The following is a 17216-nucleotide window of genomic DNA, read 5'->3' as shown; positions in this document are numbered from 1 at the left end:
CTCAGCCCTCCGCCGTCTTGAACGGAGCCACCGTGCCGCCGGTTTCCGGCGCCCGTGGCGGCACGACCGGCTGGTCGGAGGCATCCGGTTTCGGCTGGCTGAGCGCCAGCCAGCCGAACTGCAGGCCACGCACCATCTGGCCGAGCGACATGCGCAGGAACATCAGCGTGCCCCTGAGCAGGCCCTTGCCGGCGCGGCGCAGGTTCCAGAAGTCCGACAGGGGCTTGCCCTGGCCGTACATGAGCTCGGCAATCACCGTGTAATGCTGCGGCGTCGGTTTCAGATACTGCAGGCCGATGGCCATGCTGTCGGGCTCGCTGATCGTGCGCCGGACGATGACCGGAATGCCGCCGGTTTCCGTCTTGCCGTCGAGCGTCGCGACATGCAGCCAGCCGACCGGAAGGCCCTCCCCGCCGGGCAGGTCGACCCCCGGCGTCAGCAGCTTGACGCGCGCGCCGGTGGTCGAGGCGTCCTGGATCTGCACCGGCAGGCTGCCGCCATGCAGGTCGAGACGGCCGCAGCGGTTGACCGCAAGGCGCTGGTTGCGCCGCCGTTCCGAGCGTTCCGAAACGACACCGAGCGAAACGGCCGCGAGCGCGAGGTTCAGCGCATTCCAGATGCAGACGACGACCAGGAGGTCATTGTCGAGCGTCTGGGTCGCATAGCGCCAGCCGGCATAGCCCATGGCAACCACGAGCACGGCAAAGCTGACGAAGTAGGGCGTTGCCAGCGACGACAGGAAGTCGCGGTTCGTGGTCACGCCCTTTTCCGTCACGTTGAAGCTCGGCTTGCGCGGATTGAGCAGGACCGACAGCATGGCGGGCGCGAGATAGAAGGACTGGATGTATTCGTAGAGCTCGGACACCCAGGGCCAGCGCACCCGTCCATAAAGATAGTTCTGCAGGATCATGTTCGCGATCAGGTAGGTCACCGCGAAGGCGACGAATTCCTGGCTGTTGGCGATGAAGATCTTCAGGTCGAAGAAGATGAACAGCAGCGGCGCCACGAGGAACGTGAGTCGCGGGAACGGGAAGGCCCAGAACAGCGCCGACGACAGGTAGCAGAGCCGCTGCGGCAGGGAGAGACCGCGCTTGAGCAGGGGATTCTTGAGCAGCAGGATCTGCATCATGCCCCGGCACCAGCGCGAGCGCTGGCCGATGAAGGAGGCGAAGGTTTCCGGCTGCAGTCCGGCGATCATGGGACGGTCGACATAGCGGCTGTTCCAGCCGCGCGCGTGCAGCTCCAGCGCCGTCTCGCAGTCCTCGGTGATCGAGACGCCGGAGAAGCCTCCCGCCTCCACCAGGGCCGCCCGGCGCAGGACCGCGGCCGAGCCGCAGAAGAAGGCCGCATTCCACCGGTCAAGACCACGCTGGATGACCGAGTAGAACATCTCGTTTTCCGAGGGCATCCTGAGCCAGGTCGACAGGTTCTTTTCCACCGGATCCGGGTTCAGGAAGAAATGCGGCGTCTGCACGAGGAACAGGCGGGCATCATCACGGAAATGGCCAACGGTCTCGCGCAGGAACTCGCGCACCGGCGCATGGTCGGCGTCGAACACGACGACCAGTTCGCCGGTGGAATGGGCAAGGCCGTTGTTCAGGTTGCCGGCCTTGGCGTGCTCGTTGCGCGCCCTGGTCAGGTAGGTCGCACCGAGGTCGCTGCACAGGCTCATCAGCTCCGCCCGCCGGCGCCGTGCGGCGGCCGCGAGCGAGACATTCTCCTGCGCGCATTTCTGGTCGGTGCCGCCGTCATCGAGAAGATAGACGCGCAGCCGGTCGGCCGGATAGTCGAGGGCTCTGGCCGCCGCGAGCGTTGCCGAGAGCAGGTGGACATCCTCGTTGTAGGTCGGAATGAAGACGTCGACGGTTGGCAGCTCGTCATCGGCAAGCCGCCGCGCCGGCTTGCGCTCGAGCGGGCTGGCCACCACGAAAAGGCTGATGAACAGCATGCCGATGCAGAACAGTTCGGCGGCAAACAGGATCATGCCCGGAATGAAATCCGCCATGTCGCTGGTCGAGGGCAGCGTGCTCGTCGCACGCCAGTACAGGTAGCGCAGGACCAGCAGCGTGCCGATCGCCATCATGACCAGCCGCTGGTGGGGGCCGGGCCAGAATCGCCACACGAGCAGCAGCGCACCGATGAGCACGATGCCCAGCACCAGCTGGGACTGGGTGCCGATCGGCAGCGTGACCAGGAAACCGACGAGGCAGGCCGTGACGAACCAGGGAAGAAGACGACTGAACGAGGTCATGATGCGCACTTTCGCGATGGCGCCCGGAGTGCTCCGAGCGTTAACGCAGACTTGCCCGAAAATGTAAAAATCGACCCAATAAACGAAGTTAATGCAACATTAAAACCTGAGTTTTTGTAGGAAAAATCGACCCAGGCAAAAAATTCATCAGAAATATATTGAAAAGAAGCCTGTGTTTTTTGAGTCTTTCCAAGAAAGACATGGTTTATCGACTGTTAAAGACAACGGCATGCGGCACTGCAAAAAGGTTAAGATTGCCGTATGGTGAGTTTTTGACGGCCCTGCAAATAATGCTTAGGTGACGAAACCGGTGTCGACGTGCGGCATGTTCCCGGATCGCGCATGAGACCTGACCAGGGATTGTCCGTCGCCGCCCGCCGTCTCGACCAATGTTGAAAGTGACAGGGTCGGGTTGCAGCGACACCGGGGGTATGTCGGCAGGCCGCGCCGTGCCGGCGGTCGGGTCCGTGCCCGCAAGCCCGATGGCGTCGGTCGCTGCGGAGTGGTACCGATGGCGCGTGCGGGCGCACCCGGGTGACACGCCCGCCCGAAGCTTGCGCGCGAAGCGTGGAAGGAGTTGGCGATGGCGAACGGAGCGGAACAGGGGCGAACCGGCATCCGCCTGGTAACCGCAGCGGACCGGGCGGCGTTGCTGGATTTCCTGAAGGCCCACTGGTCGGCGCAGCATGTCTTCGTGCGTGCTCCGGACCTGTTCGACTGGCAATACGCCGGCGAGGCGGATGGCTTGAACATGATCCTCGCGCAGAACGGGACCGCGATCCACGCCGTGCTCGGCTTCATTCCGATGGGGCGCTTTGATCCCGACCTCGGCCAGGCCGATGTCATGCTGTCCGTCTGGAAAGCGCAACCCGAGGCCCCTCCGGGGATCGGCCTCTTCCTGCTCAAGACCCTCGCAACGAAGCTGAAGTCCCGCCTCATGGGCGCCATCGGGATCACCGAGGAGGTGAAGCCGCTCTATCGTGCGCTGGGCTTCTCGCTTGGCGATCTGCACCAGGCCGCCCTCTTCAATCCGGATGCGCCGCAGCAGCGCATTGCCGCGGGCGTGCCGGCGGCAGCCTTTGCCGGGTCTCCGGGGTCAGCCGGACACTGGAGCCTGCGCCGCTGCACGGCATCCGAGGTCGTGGCCCTCGCGCCGGTGCTCGACCGGCTCGGCCGCAGTGGCCTGCCGCAGAAATCGGCCGCCTACGTGACCGCCCGTTTCCTGCAGCATCCCTGGTACGACTATCATTGCGGTCTCGTCTGCCGCGACGGTGAACCCGACGCGCTCTGCGTCTGGCGCGAGGTGAGGGCCGAAGGCGCGTCCATCCTGCGCATCGTCGACATCATCGGGGACACCGGCTGGCTTGCAGCCGGCAAGGCCCTGCTACAGCCGCTCCTGCGGGAGACGGGGGCCGACTACATCGACCTGATGCAGCTCGGGACGCCGGCAGAGGTGCTGTCGGCCGGCGGCTGGCTGTCGCCCGACACATGCCCGGGGCTCGTGCTGCCGAACTATTTCGCGCCGTTCGAGCGGCGGACGATCACGATCAGCTGCGCCTGGAAGCTCCGCGAGCCCACCGACCTGCCCCTGCGCCTCTATCGGGCGGATTCGGATCAGGACAGGCCGAACGAGGTGCCGCTGCCCCGCCGGCAGGGCTAGCCCCGAGGGGGCCGGCGGCCGTCCTCCGTCCGGGTGGATGCGGTCGCCCGGGGCCTGACCCGGCGCGGCCTACCGGATCACGATCTTGCGTGTCATGTGCTCGAAGAGGTCGATGCCGTCCCAGGTCGGGTCGAACTGCAAGGCTTGCCCCGTCGGCACGATCCGGTAGCCGCCGCGTCCGCTGATGCTGCGGGCAAGGGCGGCGACCTCGGCAGCCGACAACCCGAATTGCGTCAGCGTCTGCACCTTGCGGCTGACGAGTGCGGCCACATCCTCGACCCCGGAGGCGACCCAGTCGCACAGGAAGCCGCCACCGTGACGACGCTCAAGAACGGCTGCCGCGTCGAGCGCACGGCAGATGTCGAGCGCGTTCGACCGGTGCCGGTAGCTCTCGACGAGGCCTTCGGCGAGCAGATCGTTGGCGAGCCCGCGCTTGCCGAGGGCAACACCCGTGTCGACCGTGTAGCCGCGCTTCCGGATGACACCGTCGAGACGTCCGTAGAGATCCTCGGCAAGCGAGCCGGGATCCCCCAGCCAGACCAGCAGCCGTGGCGAGCCGCAGCCCATCTGGTTGAACCAGTAGATGTCGTTGTAGAGGTCGTGCGCCAGGGCATCGCGCGTCGCGTCGGTCGCCGCGCGATAGGGCCCGGATGCAACGATGGCGAGGGAGGTCCGGTCCGGAAACCCGATCGACAGGCCGTCCGGCCGGATCGGCACCCGCGATGCGGTTTCGACCTTCAGGTCGCCGCCCCAGACCAGCCGGAGATCGACCCCGCGGGCCAGGGCCAGATCGGTGCTCCCGCCATGGTCATAGTGACAGAACAGCTGCCGGTCGCTCTGGCCGTGGTCGGCCACGATGCGGCTGACGGCGGCGACGAGCCATTGCGTGTCCGGCGCGAGCGATGTGCCCAGCCGCACGACGTTGGCATTGCCCGCCAGAACCGACATGGCCCAGGAATAGACGAAGATCGTGTCGACATTCGCGGGCGGCAGATGCAGCGCCACGCCGCGCGGCACACGCAGGACCCCCGTCTCGCCCGCGGGCGCCAGCCGGTCGACGAGCCGCGTCAGCGCAGCCGGCCTCAGCCAGTAGGCCAGGGCGACATACTGGGGCAGGCGGCGACTGCCCGGATCGGACAGGATCTGCCGCGACAGGTCGCCCAGCATCGCCGTCAGCTCCTGCGCCCCCGGCGGCTGCCCGGCATAGGTCATCGCCGCGACCCGGTCGAGCAGGGCGGCATCCGAGATCGTCTGGCGGGTGGGGGACCAGATCTCGGCCATCAGGCAGCACTCGCAATCACGTCGCTGCAGCCGCGCAGGTCCGCGCGTGCAACCCGGCCGAGGATGCGGATCCCCTTGCCCATCCAGCCCCCGTGGCCGGCATCGACGGCCTCCACGACGCCGAGATCCTCGGTCAGGAGGCTGTGTCCGGGATAGGACCGGGGCAGCAGGGACAGCACCTGAACCACGCCGGGCCGCCCGAGCGGTGCAGGCTCCCATGTTTCGGGGTCGCGGATGATGACATCGCTGAAGTTGGGCGGATAGAGCAGCCCGTCCGGGCCCTCGAGACAGATCGAGCCGAGTTGCTCGACCATGCCGTAGAAATTGTGGATCCGCGTCAGATTGAAGGCCTCCGCCAGGGCCTTGCGGAAGGTGCCCTGGTCGACGGACCGCTCGGTCATCTTCTTCCAGCCGCCGGAATGCAGGAGGATGCCATTGGACAGGTCCAGGCCGGCGGCCCTGAACTGTTCGTAGAAGCTGAGCCAGACCATGAAGGTGAAGCCGAACAGGAAGAACGGGCCGCCGCCATGCGCCTCGAGGAAGCCGCGCACCGCGGCCAGATCCGGCCTGAGCTGCGGATCGAGCGCGAAGGCATGGTTGCGGCCATAGCGCATCAGGCCCAGAACCCCGGCCCCGCGCGCGCTCATCATGGTCGGGTCCTTGAAGACCGCGTCGGTGTCGATGACGAGCATTGGAAGCCGCTGCCGTCCAAGGACATGCATCAGGCAACCCGACAGCGCCCGCTGCTGCAGCGTGGAGGTTTCCGCATCGAGGCGGATGCGGCTGACGCTTTGCCCCGTCGTGCCGGAGGAGGTCAGGGTGATGCGGATCTCGCTGTCCGGCACGGATTGCAGTGTCTGGGTCTTGAACAGGGAAACCGGCAGATAGGGAACGTCGGCCAGCGAGCTTGCCGGGGCGGCCCCGTTCCAGGCTCCGTCAAGGATGCGGGCGAAGGCCTTGCAGTGGAGATGGTGATGCTGCGTCAGGGCATTGAGCCCGTCCAGCAGCAAGGCCTCCCGCTGCGGCTGGGGCAGGGCATACGGGGCGGCGGCGAGGGCCTGCGCCAGCGCATCGCTCATCGGGGCGTCTCCAAGTGGGCATAGTCGATCTTGCCCCGGTCCGTTCTGGGAATGTCCGCCACGATCCTGAACCGGTAGCTCGTGAGCGGCAATGTGAAACGCTGCTGCAGGCGGGCCAGGATCGCCCGGGTCAGCTCGCCATCCTGGTCCGTGTCGCCGCGCGTGGCCACATGAATGGTGAGGCTGTCGCCGGTCTGGGTCACGGCCGCCACGCCCGTTTCGTTGGCGAGAGCCTCCACTTCGTCGAGGTTGACCCGCAGGCCGTAGATCTTGGCGACCCGCTTGACCCGCCCGGTCAGCACGAGGCGTCCGGCCTTGTCGAGATACCCGACATCCCCCGTGTGCAGGCGGCCCTGCAACACGTCCCCGCGGCCAAGATCCGCGCGGGTTTCGGCATAGCCCAGCATGACGTTGGGGCCGACGAAAACCACCTCGCCCTGTCCCGCCGCATCCGGATCAAGGATCTCGATGCGACAGCCGGGCAAGGGGCGTCCGACCGACGCCGGCGCCTCCGGAAACTCGTCATGTGGCAGCGTGGTCATGCGCGGGCTGGCCTCGGTCTGCCCGTAGAGAACGAAGAACCTGCCGCCCGACGCCGCCATATGGGCATGCACCCGGGCGCGGAGCGCGGTGTCGAGCGCGCCACCCGCCTGGGTCATGCTGCGCAGTCGGGACAGGCCGAGGCGGGCCAGGCCTAGCCGCAGCATGACCTGATAATGGAAGGGGACACCCGGCATGTGGGTCACGCCGGCGTCCCGCAGGGCCGGCCAGAAACCGGCTTCCATCAGCCCCGCCTCCGTCAGCCGGATGCCGGCGCCACGCACCAGATGGCTCGTCAGCACTGACAGGCCGTAGGAGTAATGCAGCGGGAGGTATCCGGCCGCGACATCATCGCATCGGATGTCCAGCACCTCGGCGATGCCAAGGGCATTGGCCGTCAGTGCGGCAAGCGACAGGCGGACCAGCTTGGGGCTGCCGGTGGACCCGGAGGTCGACAGCAGCAGCGCCAGGTCCGGATGCAGCGGGCCCTCGCCGCCCGGGTGGTCGAGCTGGCCGGCGCTGCGACCGATGATCCAGGTCGGCTGGTAGAGGGCTTCAAGATCTGCCCGGGTCTCCTCCGGCAGGCGGGGGTCCAGCAGCGCGACCGCATGGCCGGCCGCCAGCGCGCCAAGCAGGGCCGCAACGCTTGCGATGTCGTTGCGGGCGTAGAGCAGGACGAGGCCGCGCGGTCCCGGCATCCGGGCCGCCCACCCCCGTGCTTCAGCCGTCAGGCCGCCGTAACTCAGCCACTGCCCGCCGGCGTCGTCCAGCAGCGCCGGACGGTCGGAGGCAATGCCGGCAAGGAACGGAAGCTCCGTCATGAGGTCAGCGCCATCCCCCCGTCAACGCCGAGGACCTGCCCGGTGATGTAGCGCGACAGGTCGGACACGAGAAAGAGCACCGCATTGGCCACGTCCTGCGGGTCGCCGATGCGCCCCATCCGGATCGACGCGGCCCGCGCCTCCAGCTTCTCCGGCGGAACATGGGCGACAAGGCCCGTGTCAATGAGCCCCGGTGCGACCGCGTTCACCCGGATGCCCTTCGGCGCGAGTTCCTTGGCGGCCGACAGGGTGGCGCCGATGACCCCGGCCTTCGAGGCGCCGTAGGCCATGTGTCCGCTCATGCCGACCTGACCGATGATCGAGGTCATGTTGACAATGGAGCCGCCGCCGCTGCGGGCCATCAGCCGCGAGGCGGCCTGGGTTCCGTGCAGCGTCCCGGCCAGGTTGACGGCCAGCGTCCGCTCGATGTCGGCGGTCGGCGTCATGCCGATGAGACCGTCCAGAAGGATGCCGGCATTGTTGACCCAGACATCCAGCCGCCGGTGCTGCCCGAAGGCCTGGCGGGCCAGATCGGCCGAGGTGGCGGGATCCGAAACATCACCGGAAACGGTGTCGATCCTGACGCCATGCCGCGCCGTCAGTGTCTGCGCCAGCTCCGCGAGGGTTTCACCGCTGGCCCCCGCATTCAGGACGAGATCCATTCCATGCCGGGCCAGCGTGTCCGTGATGGCCGCGCCGATGCCCCGGGACGCTCCGGTGACGACCCCGACGCGGCCGGTCAGATCGAGCGGATCAGCCATAGCGTGCCATGATCTCCACGGTCTTGTCGAAATCGCTCATGTTCAGGATGTCATCCATCTCGAGCATGCAGTCGAACTGCTCTTCCAGCGCCGCCACCAGCGCCATGTGCGCCACCGAATCCCAGCCTGGAAAGTCGTTGTAGACCAGGGTGGCCGTCGGCACGTCGTCGGGAACGCCCAGCACGGTCCCGAATGCTGCCAGCACCTTTTCCGACACGGTCTTCATCGACGGACCCTTCCTGATCTTCCGCACTCCGGCGAGGGCACCCGGCCTCGCCTCGCTATATGCCTGCCTGCTCGCCTTGCCCCGGCACCGCGACCCGTCCGTCCGTTACAGGACCGAATCGCCGGACCCTCGGGCAGGGGCTTCTGGCACTATCGGCGGAAATCGCGCGTCCGTCACGGGCGGTGTCACCAGGAAGGGCCGGAGCCGCGGGACGGGATGTCCGGCTGCGGGTCCGTCATTGCGGCAGGTCGTTGGTGTCCAGCCGCGGCAGCAGCAGAGGGTCGCGGGTGGCCAGATCGGCAAGTGCCGGCTCGACGGTGAAGCCGAGGCTGCAGCCGCGCGCCCGCAGCACATCCAGCAGCCCCTCGTTCCAGCCGCCATAGGGATAGGCGATGAGCCAGTGGTCCTCGACCGGTGCGCCGATCCGTTTCAGGAAGGCAAGGCTCGCGTCGATTTCCTGCTCCTGCCGGTCGCGCGGAACCTGGTTCAGCCAGCAATGGCTTGCCCCATGCGCACCGAAGGCCATGCCGCAGTCGCGCATCAGCCGCGCCTGCGCCTCGCTCATGTAGAGCTCGGCCGCAAAGGTGGCCTCGTCGGCACTGACGAACCGCGCGAACAGCTGTCCCGCGATCCGGTTGCGCAAGGTCTCCGGCAGGGCCGTCTGCAGCATCCGCTTGATGTAGATTGTCCAGGCATCGTCGAAACGGCTCGGATGGGCCCAGGTCGCGCGGTAGGTGTCGAGCGGCTCCAGATCGAAGTCGCCGCGTGCATCCTCGACCGCAGCTTCCACCAGACCAACCAGCTCGTCCACCCGTCCGGGTGCTGCCGCCAGCACGAAATGCACGCGGTTCACGTCGAGCAGGCGGCCGTGACAGACCGGATCGACCGGGGCGAAGAACACGCCCTGCAGACCGCGCGCATGGAGCTCGGGGAACACCAGCGCATAATGTTCGGCATAGGCGTCGTCGAAGGTGAGCAGGGCTGCGGTGGCGGGCAAGGGGCGCTCGCCACGCCGGGCGGCCAGCACGTCGGCGACGGTCACCACCGTGTAATGCGCCTGCAAGTGGTCCAGCTGACGGCGGAAGCCGGCAAGATCCAGCCCGCGGATGCCGGGATGGCGCGTCCGGGAGAAGTCCCGGACATAGTGATACATGACCACCGTCAGCATGACTGGTTCCCGGTTGCCCCGGCGTGCCGGGGGCTGCGACCTCACCCGTTGCAAGGCTAACAGCCCGGCATCGGCCACGGCAAGCACGGCCGCGCCGGGCAGCCGACGCGGGAGATCCGCATCACGGCACCTCCGCCATGGCCCAGAGCCCGACCGTCAGGCTCTCCTGCCGGCCCCGGATGGGCACGGTTTCCTCACGTGGTGGCGCAAGCGGACGAGGAAGGTGCGGCGTTGCCGCCCGCAGGACCTCGCATGACACGGTGATTGCAGACCCGAATCCCTTGCCGACCTCCATCAGCCGGCTCGCGACATTGACGCAGTCGCCGGTTACCGTGATCTGCTCCTGGTTGTCATGCCCCAGCCGCGACAGGATCACGGGCCCGCGATGCAGTCCGATGCGCACGCTGTTGGTCTCCTCCGACAGGCCGCTCTGCGCCACCCAGTCGGCCACCCCCCGGGTCAATGCGAAGGCGCAGCGGCAGGCGTTGGCCGCATCCTCGGCGCGCGGGTCGGGAATGCCGAAGCCGATCATCGCCCCGTCGCCCATGAAATTCAGGACCACGCCGCCGTGCTGCCCGGAGAGATCCACGACCAGCGTGTGGAAGGTCTTGAGCACGGCCCGGGTGCGCGCCGGTCCAAGCCGTTCGCTGAGGCCCGTGTAGCCGGCGAGGTCGATGAAGAGGATCGCCGCCTCCCGCTCGACCGGCTCGGCCAGAAACGCCGGATCCTCCGCGATCCGCCGGGCCAGCGCCGGGGCCTGCAGCCGTCCCAGCGCCTCGCCGGCCGCCGTCAGCCTGCGCATCCGGTGCCGGTCCAGGATCTGCCGGGCAAGGGCGACTGCTGCCACCGGCGGCAGGCTGGCCACAACCGGCAAGGCAGCGGCCAGCCAGAGGCCTGCCCCGTAGGCGAGGACCACCACCGCAAGCCAGGCGGCCACAAGGACCAGCGAGATCACCGAGGCAACGGCCGGCGGGCAGAGTGCGAACGCAGCCACGCCGGCAAGCCCAAGCCCCACGGCTGCTGCCGCATCGACCATGCGGACCGTCTGGTCGCGGCGCAGGACGGAACCATCCAGCAGGTTGGCAACGCCGGTCGCAAGAACCTCCACGCCCGGCAGGACCTGGTCGAAGGGTGTACTGAAGCGGTCGCCCACGGCTGTGGCGGTGACCCCGAGCAGGACAAGCTTGCCCCTGACGGCGCCGTCGTCCGTGTCCGGCGGCCGCGCTGCGCTCGCGCTCGCCGGCATGCCCTCTGAGCGGAGGAAGGACGCGGCGCTGACGGTGCGGATCGTCCCGCCGGGCCCGTAGTAGCGAAGCGGCAGATGCCAGCCGAGGTCGAGCGGCTGCAGCGTCGCACCGATCCTCAGTCCCTCCGGCGTGATGGCCGGATCCTCGCCGCGCGCCAGTCCCGTGCCGCGCAAAACCAGCGACGGCGCCGGCCCCGCGCCCGTGAGAAAGACCAGGGGAACATGACGGGGCGTGCCGCCGGCATCCGTGGCGACATTGACGAGCCCCACCGATGCCGACTGCCCCAGCAGCGGCAGGGGACGCAGCTCGCCGACGGTCCGGGGCACGCCGACGACGGCGGGCCGGTCGGTGGCAAACCGTCCTGCCGCGGCAATCACCGCCGGCATGGCCGCAAGCGACCTGGCCAGACGGGCGTCCGCTTCGGCGGTGGTCGCATCCACCAGCAGCATGTCGACGGCAACTGCCGCAGCGCCGGCAGACCGGAGGCCGTCGATCACGTCGGCCAGCTGGCTGCGGTCGAGCGGATAGCGACCGGCCGCGGCGACCGTCGCATCGTCGATGGCCACGATCATCACGTCGTCCGGCGCCGGGCGAGGCCCATGGGCCAGCACCCGCAGGTCCAGCAGCCCCGCCTCCGCCCTGTCCAGAAGACTGGCCGCACCAGACCGGTGGCCAGCCCCGAGCCACACCGCCCAGGCCCCGCCGGCCAGCAGCGCCGCGAGCGCCAGCCACGGCGGGAGTTGCAGTCTCATCGGCCGAAGCGGGCCATCAGCCGGTCGACCTTCTCCTGCGGCCAGCGCTTGACCTCGAGCGCGGCGCCGGGGGTCACCTCGACCCCCTCGCCGGGCCCGAGCGTGACCGCTGCGGCGCTGCCGGCGGCCGCTGCCACCGTCACGGCACCACGTTCGACGAAGACCGCCGTCTTCGTGGCCTCGACATCGACGGCATAGACCGTGCCGCGCACCGAGGCGATGGCATGGGGCGTCAGGATCTGGAACGGACCGCTGCCCGACGGCAACTCCACCAGCACCGCATCCTCCGTGAGCCGGAGCGTGTCGGGACGCGGGGTGCCCCCGGTTGTCCCGCCCGAGAGGACCGCCGCAGCCTCCGCCTCGATGACAAGGCCGTTGGCGCAGGTGAAGACCACGCGGGCGGGATCCGTCCGCTCCGACCGGGTGCAGCCGTCAAGGGTCTGCGCCGGCACGGGTGTTGCGGCAAGCCCGCACAGCACCAGGACACCGACCGCCAGCAGACCGGACCCATGTGAACACCGCACCGGCATGTTGCCCCCTCTCGTGCCTCTGGCGGCTCCGGGAGCCGTGCCATCCATCCTGCAGTTGTGCCTGCGACCCTATGCCGGATTTCGAGGCTCGTCGAGCCTGCTCCGCCCCGCAAGCCGCCCCGGAGCCCCGGCTGCGGGCCTTGCGCCGGATGCCGCGTGCTCCGCCGGTCGGGCCTTGCTAAGGTCACGGCGCCATCCGGCCGCCGGCGGCTGGCGGCACACCCGGGCAGGAGCCTTGCGCATGAGCGACGCCGACACGTTGAAGAAACAGAAACTGCTCGACCAGAGCTTCATCTTCCAGGCGCTCGACGAAGCCAGCCGGCGGGACCTGGCCCAGGCTGCCCACACGCGGCGCCATGCCTCGGGCGAGGTGATCTTCACCATGGGCGCGCCCGGTCACAGCCTGATGGCGATTGCCGAAGGGCACGTGCGCATCAGCATGCTGTCCCCCACGGCCCGCGAGGTGACGCTTGCCGATCTCGGCCCGGGCGAGGTCTTCGGCGAGATCGCCCTGCTCGATGGCCGGGAACGCTCCGCCGACGCCCGCGCGCTGACCAACTGCACTCTGGTGGTGCTCGAACGGTCCGCCCTGTTCGAGCTGCTGCAGCGCAGCCCGAAGCTCTCCATCCGGCTGATCGAGCTTCTGTGCGAGCGCATCCGCCGGTCGGACGAGCGCATGATGGAAATCGCCTTCCTCGACCTGCCGCCGCGCCTGGCGCGGATGGTCCTGCGGGTCACGGTGGCCGCCCCCGGGTCCGAGGCCCGTCCGCTCCCGCGCCTGTCGCTGTCCCAGACCGAAATCGCCAACATGATCGGCAGCTCGCGCGAGAACGTGAACCGCTGCCTGCGCAAGTGGCAGAAGGCCGGGCTGATCGACCTGAAGGACGGCTGGCTCGTGATCCTCGACAGGGCCGGTCTGGCGCGCGTGGCCAGTCTGGACTGACTGCCGCCTCGCGCGCGCCGCAGGGGGCCGGGACACCTCTCGAGGCCGGGTGCCTGAAGTCCGATCCTGTCATGGACCGTTAGGTCCTTGGACCGTGTCGTGGGGCCAGAGTTGAGGGGGCCACAGTTGAGGGGGCAGAGTTGAGGGGCCAGAGTTAAGGGGCAGGCGTCGCGGGGCGCTCTCGTCGGGCTGGGCCTGGTCTGGCTTGGCCTGTGTCTCGCGTCACAGGTCCCGGGCCCGGGCCGTTGCTAGGGTCTGCTCATCGGCGCCGCGCCAGCGCGCCACCAACCCGGAGCACCCGACCATGTCCCCCTTTGTCCCCCTTGGCCCGATCAGCAACCAGATCCCGGATTTGATCCCCGGCTCCATCGTCATCGTGCACGAGGATGCCCTGCGCGACGGCTTCGAGAACCTGACCTTCAACGCCGACACCTACCGGTCTCAGCAGGCCTTCGAGGTCAACGGCCAGGTGTTCGAGTTCAGCCGTGACCTGTTCGTCAACGGTCGGGGCGGCAACGACACGATCACCACCAGCGCCGGCGATGACGTCGTCTATGGCGGCTCCGGCGCCGATATCATCACGACCGGCAAGGGCAACGACACGCTGGTCGGCGGCTCCGGCCATGACCGGCTCCTTGCCGGGGACGGCCAGGACCTGCTGGAGGGCGGATCGGGGGATGACCTGCTCGACGGGGGCGCGGGCGACGACCGCCTCTCGGCCGGCTCCGGCAACGACATCCTGAAGGCCGGCAGCGGCAATGATGCCCTGTTTGCCGGCGCTGGCAACGACACGCTCGAGGGGGGAGCCGGCACCGATTTCCTGTCCGGCGAGGCAGGTCTCGACACGCTCACCGGCGGCCAGGGCTCCGACAGCTTCGTCGTCGCCTTCGGCACCGGCCTCGACACCATCACGGACTTCACCCGGGGCCAGGACCGGCTCTATCTCGACCACAGCGTCACGTCGCAGCTGGCCCGGCAGCCGTTCTCGGTCGAGTTCGACATTGCCGGGTCGCTGGTCACGCTGCGCTCCGACATCGGGCTCTACAGCGGCGGCCGCTCCGACGGCCGGGCCGAACTGGTCTTCGACGTGACGACCGGCAAGCTCTTCCTGGACGCCGATGGCATGCAGGGCAGTGGCGCCGCCGTCGAGCTGGTCCAGCTTGTCGGGGTGACCCAGCTCACCGCCGCCGACTTCATCTACGCCTACCAGGCGGTGTGACAGGAGGTCTCGCGCAGGGTCCGCGGCAAGGCTGCAGGCATGTGGCCGGCCGATCCGTGGCCCTGACGATCCGGATGCGACCCGGGCGCGCCCGCGCCCGGGGGCCTCAGCGCCCGCCGCCGGCAGACTGTCCCCGCGCGCAACAACCCGCCCGACGCGAACGTCAGGGGCTGCAGTCCGGATGACGGAAAGGAAACTGTCCCGAACCCGTCGCGGCGATCACCAGTGGATCCGGGCGGAAATGGCGGAGAGGGTGTCCGCCGAACTGAAATCCCAATACTTCCCGACAGTCCAAAATTCAGCCCGTAATTCGGTCATTCTCAAACATCATGCGTCCAGATGTTTCCATTGTGTTCCTTTCAAATCCAGCGCATAATTTAGGGACGATTTTAGGGGCGTATAGGGAGGCGTTACATGGACGACATGCAAAAAGTCGCTGGACGGCAGAACAAGCGGACGGCCCAGCGCCGGTCCAAGGTCGTCAATCCGCTCCAGAGGGCGAAAATCCTGGGCCTCATGAGTCGTGAGGAACTGCACGCCCAAATGGCTGGGGGTGTGGAGGCGATGGTCTGGGGGCGCGTGATACCCACCTGCATCCTTATCAACGGTCGGCAAAAGACCTTCGGGGCCTTGAGGGAGGCATTCGGGGCTGAGTTGACGGAGCGTGTTGAACGAGCGTGTTGCCAAGGCTTGGGCCTAGATGCAGATGACCTAGCTGACGACAACGTTGCCGATGCGGCTGAAATCCGCGCTGCGCTTGGTTGGGATGCATAGGGAGGGCTTCGCATGAGCGATATCGATGCGCGCATCATCGAGCTTTATCACAAGCTTGGCCCAAAGCGTGCGTGGGAGGCGTTAGTGCTGTTTGAGTTTGAGCGGATGCGCCGCGCGGAACTGGCAGCAGACGCGGGCAACGATGCCTCTGACAATGCTGCTGGGGCTGCAACGGTACGTATTCCGCTTGGCTCGGGGGAACGCAGCTAATGGCCCGTGGTGCAAACCGGCTAAGCGCGCGCAAAGTGGACGCCCTGAAGGAATCGGGCATGCATGCGGATGGGGATGGGCTTTACCTGTGTGTGAAGCCCTCCGGTGCCAAGTCGTGGGTGTTCGTCTTCCAGTGGCACGGCAAGCGCAAGGAAATGGGCTTGGGCTCTGTATCCGTCGTTACGCTGGCTGAAGCACGCCAAGCCGCCAATGAGGCGCGACGTACGGTCGCCAACGGAACCAACCCGATTGACCAGCGCAAAGCTGAGCGGGCAAAGCAGGCGGAACATTCCTTCGGCTCGTTCGCTGATGAGCTGATTGACGGGCTGGAGCCGGGTTTCAAGAACGCCAAGCACATTGCCCAATGGCGCATGACGCTTCGCACCTATGCCGCGCCCTTGCGCGACAAACGCCTTGACCAGATTGAGACGCAGGACGTGCTGACGGTGCTGAAGCCGATATGGCAGCAGAAGGCAGAAACGGCCTCTAGAGTGCGTGGCAGGATTGAACGGGTGTTGGACGCTGCCAAGGCCAAAGGCTTGCGTACGGGCGAAAATCCGGCACGGTGGCGCGGTCATCTGGACAATCTCTTGCCCAAGCGCGACAGGCTGACACGTGGCCACCATGAAGCGTTGCCCTATGCAGGGCTTGCCGACTTCATGGCCAAGCTTCGCGCTGTTGATAGCCTTTCCGCCCTAGCGCTGGAATGGGCCATCCTGAGTGCCTGCAGGTCTGGCGAGGTGCTGGGGGCAACATGGTCTGAAATCGACAAGGAAGGCGCTGTTTGGGCTATCCCGGCCCAGCGCATGAAAGCCAAGCGTGAACACCGCGTGCCTCTCACAAGGCGCATGCTGGAGCTTCTGGACCGGCTGGAGCTGCTGCGCACGGAAAGCGACTATCTGTTCCCCGGCACCAAGCGTGGCAAGCCCTTGTCTGGCATGTCGATGACGATGCAGCTTCGCCGTATGGGCTTTGGGCATGTGACGGTCCACGGCTTCAGGAGCGCCTTTCGGGACTGGGCAGGCGAGGAAACAAGCTTTCCCCGAGAAGTGGCAGAAGCCGCGCTTGCCCATGTGGTGGGGGATGCGACGGAGCGGGCTTATCGCCGTGGGGATGCTCTTAAAAAGCGCCGTGAGCTGATGGAGGCGTGGGCGCAATGGTGTGAACGCTCGACGGCGGCTGACGTTGTGTCGCTTCAGGGCCGAAAGCGTGATGCCAGCTAATTCCTGTGTATTCCGCATAGTGCCGTGTCCGGTTCCGTTTACGAACGGCGAATCTCATGCAATTGTCATTCTCACCATACTTGGATAACTGCGAGAGAAGGAAAGGCCCTCCCCAATGGTGGAGGGTCTTTTGCTTTCTGGTCTGACGTGTCGTCTTGTGGAAAACTGAATCGTCCGGGTGCGTCCGCCCTTGTCTTGCTGAGGCAACCGGCTAGATTGTCAATCTGACAATACTTGGAATCGTGTGTCCAAGTACCCGTATAGAAAAAACACCTATCGCCGCTCCGCATTTCGCTGGGCGGCTTTTTTTGTGCCCGAAAGGAGGGCCAGAGGAATGAAAGACAGAGTAATGCGCCGTAAAGAGGTTGAGGAAGCTACGGGTTTGAAGCGCTCATGCCTGTATGCCGCGATAGCCGCAGGCCAGTTCCCGCGCCAAATCAGGCTGACGAACAAGTCTGTTGGCTGGCTTGAAAGCGAAATACTTGAGTGGATTCGCGCCCGGCAACGCGTCGACGTTCAGGAGGGCTGAAC

At 67.1% G+C, this 17216-nt stretch carries 16 protein-coding genes; 7 read left to right on the top strand and 9 right to left on the bottom strand.

What is annotated here, in order from left to right; all coding sequences use genetic code 11:
• Position 1: 1 nt before the first annotated feature.
• On the bottom strand, positions 2-2251 hold the full coding sequence (bcsA, locus tag GWI72_RS14275) for a UDP-forming cellulose synthase catalytic subunit (protein ID WP_161709005.1): 2250 nt from the start codon (positions 2249-2251) through the stop codon (positions 2-4).
• 583 nt (positions 2252-2834) lie between these two features.
• Here bcsA and GWI72_RS14270 point away from each other — a divergent pair.
• Entirely contained in the window at positions 2835-3911 is a 1077-nt protein-coding gene (locus GWI72_RS14270) for a hypothetical protein (RefSeq protein WP_161709004.1), read from the top strand.
• A gap of 69 nt (positions 3912-3980) precedes the next feature.
• On the opposite strand, the gene GWI72_RS14265 is transcribed toward GWI72_RS14270, so the two are convergent.
• From GWI72_RS14265 to GWI72_RS14230, 8 genes are all read right to left on the bottom strand, one after another.
• Positions 3981-5192: an acyl-CoA reductase gene (locus GWI72_RS14265; RefSeq protein ID WP_161709003.1), complete on the bottom strand. Its 1212-nt coding sequence runs from the start codon at positions 5190-5192 to the stop codon at positions 3981-3983.
• On the bottom strand, positions 5192-6271 hold the full coding sequence (locus GWI72_RS14260) for a LuxE/PaaK family acyltransferase (protein ID WP_161709002.1): 1080 nt from the start codon (positions 6269-6271) through the stop codon (positions 5192-5194). The genes GWI72_RS14265 and GWI72_RS14260 overlap by 1 nt, the downstream gene beginning before the upstream one ends.
• The gene (locus GWI72_RS14255) at positions 6268-7632 is read right to left on the bottom strand and encodes an AMP-binding protein (protein WP_161709001.1); all 1365 of its coding nucleotides are present in this window, start codon (positions 7630-7632) and stop codon (positions 6268-6270) included. The genes GWI72_RS14260 and GWI72_RS14255 overlap by 4 nt, the downstream gene beginning before the upstream one ends.
• Positions 7629-8393: an SDR family NAD(P)-dependent oxidoreductase gene (locus GWI72_RS14250; RefSeq protein WP_161709000.1), complete on the bottom strand. Its 765-nt coding sequence runs from the start codon at positions 8391-8393 to the stop codon at positions 7629-7631. Before GWI72_RS14250 ends, GWI72_RS14255 begins: the two co-directional genes overlap by 4 nt.
• The gene (locus tag GWI72_RS14245; RefSeq protein ID WP_161708999.1) at positions 8386-8619 is read right to left on the bottom strand and encodes an acyl carrier protein; all 234 of its coding nucleotides are present in this window, start codon (positions 8617-8619) and stop codon (positions 8386-8388) included. Before GWI72_RS14245 ends, GWI72_RS14250 begins: the two co-directional genes overlap by 8 nt.
• A 235-nt stretch (positions 8620-8854) precedes the next feature.
• Positions 8855-9787 carry a polysaccharide deacetylase family protein gene (locus GWI72_RS14240; protein ID WP_161708998.1) on the bottom strand — a complete coding sequence of 311 codons (933 nt, stop codon included), beginning with the start codon at positions 9785-9787 and terminating at the stop codon, positions 8855-8857.
• Between the two features lie 121 nt (positions 9788-9908).
• Positions 9909-11786, bottom strand: coding sequence for a CHASE2 domain-containing protein (locus tag GWI72_RS14235; protein ID WP_161708997.1), 1878 nt, complete (start codon positions 11784-11786; stop codon positions 9909-9911).
• A complete protein-coding gene (locus tag GWI72_RS14230; RefSeq protein WP_161676860.1) occupies positions 11783-12316 on the bottom strand; it encodes a FecR domain-containing protein in 534 nt (177 codons plus the stop codon). Before GWI72_RS14230 ends, GWI72_RS14235 begins: the two co-directional genes overlap by 4 nt.
• 241 nt (positions 12317-12557) lie before the next feature.
• Here GWI72_RS14230 and GWI72_RS14225 point away from each other — a divergent pair, with 241 nt between their 5' ends.
• The 6 genes from GWI72_RS14225 (at position 12558) to GWI72_RS14200 (ending at position 17214) form a co-directional block, all read left to right on the top strand.
• A complete protein-coding gene (locus GWI72_RS14225) occupies positions 12558-13259 on the top strand; it encodes a Crp/Fnr family transcriptional regulator (RefSeq protein ID WP_161676859.1) in 702 nt (233 codons plus the stop codon).
• Between the two features lie 304 nt (positions 13260-13563).
• Positions 13564-14478, top strand: a complete 915-nt coding sequence (locus tag GWI72_RS14220) for a calcium-binding protein (protein ID WP_161708996.1) — start codon at positions 13564-13566, stop codon at positions 14476-14478.
• 414 nt (positions 14479-14892) lie between these two features.
• Positions 14893-15252: a hypothetical protein gene (locus GWI72_RS14215; protein WP_161708995.1), complete on the top strand. Its 360-nt coding sequence runs from the start codon at positions 14893-14895 to the stop codon at positions 15250-15252.
• A gap of 12 nt (positions 15253-15264) precedes the next feature.
• Positions 15265-15462 (top strand): hypothetical protein, encoded by a 198-nt coding sequence (locus GWI72_RS14210; RefSeq protein ID WP_161708994.1) that lies wholly within the window; start codon positions 15265-15267, stop codon positions 15460-15462.
• Positions 15462-16685, top strand: a complete 1224-nt coding sequence (locus GWI72_RS14205) for a tyrosine-type recombinase/integrase (protein ID WP_161708993.1) — start codon at positions 15462-15464, stop codon at positions 16683-16685. The genes GWI72_RS14210 and GWI72_RS14205 overlap by 1 nt, the downstream gene beginning before the upstream one ends.
• A gap of 334 nt (positions 16686-17019) precedes the next feature.
• The gene (locus GWI72_RS14200) at positions 17020-17214 is read left to right on the top strand and encodes a helix-turn-helix transcriptional regulator (protein ID WP_161708992.1); all 195 of its coding nucleotides are present in this window, start codon (positions 17020-17022) and stop codon (positions 17212-17214) included.
• Positions 17215-17216: the final 2 nt, after the last annotated feature.

Source organism: Pannonibacter sp. XCT-53 (assembly GCF_009915765.1).
In the GTDB taxonomy this organism is placed as follows: Bacteria; Pseudomonadota; Alphaproteobacteria; order Rhizobiales; family Stappiaceae; genus Pannonibacter; species Pannonibacter tanglangensis.
Note: the sequence above shows the minus strand (reverse complement) of the source record. Positions and strands in the feature narration are given on the sequence as shown.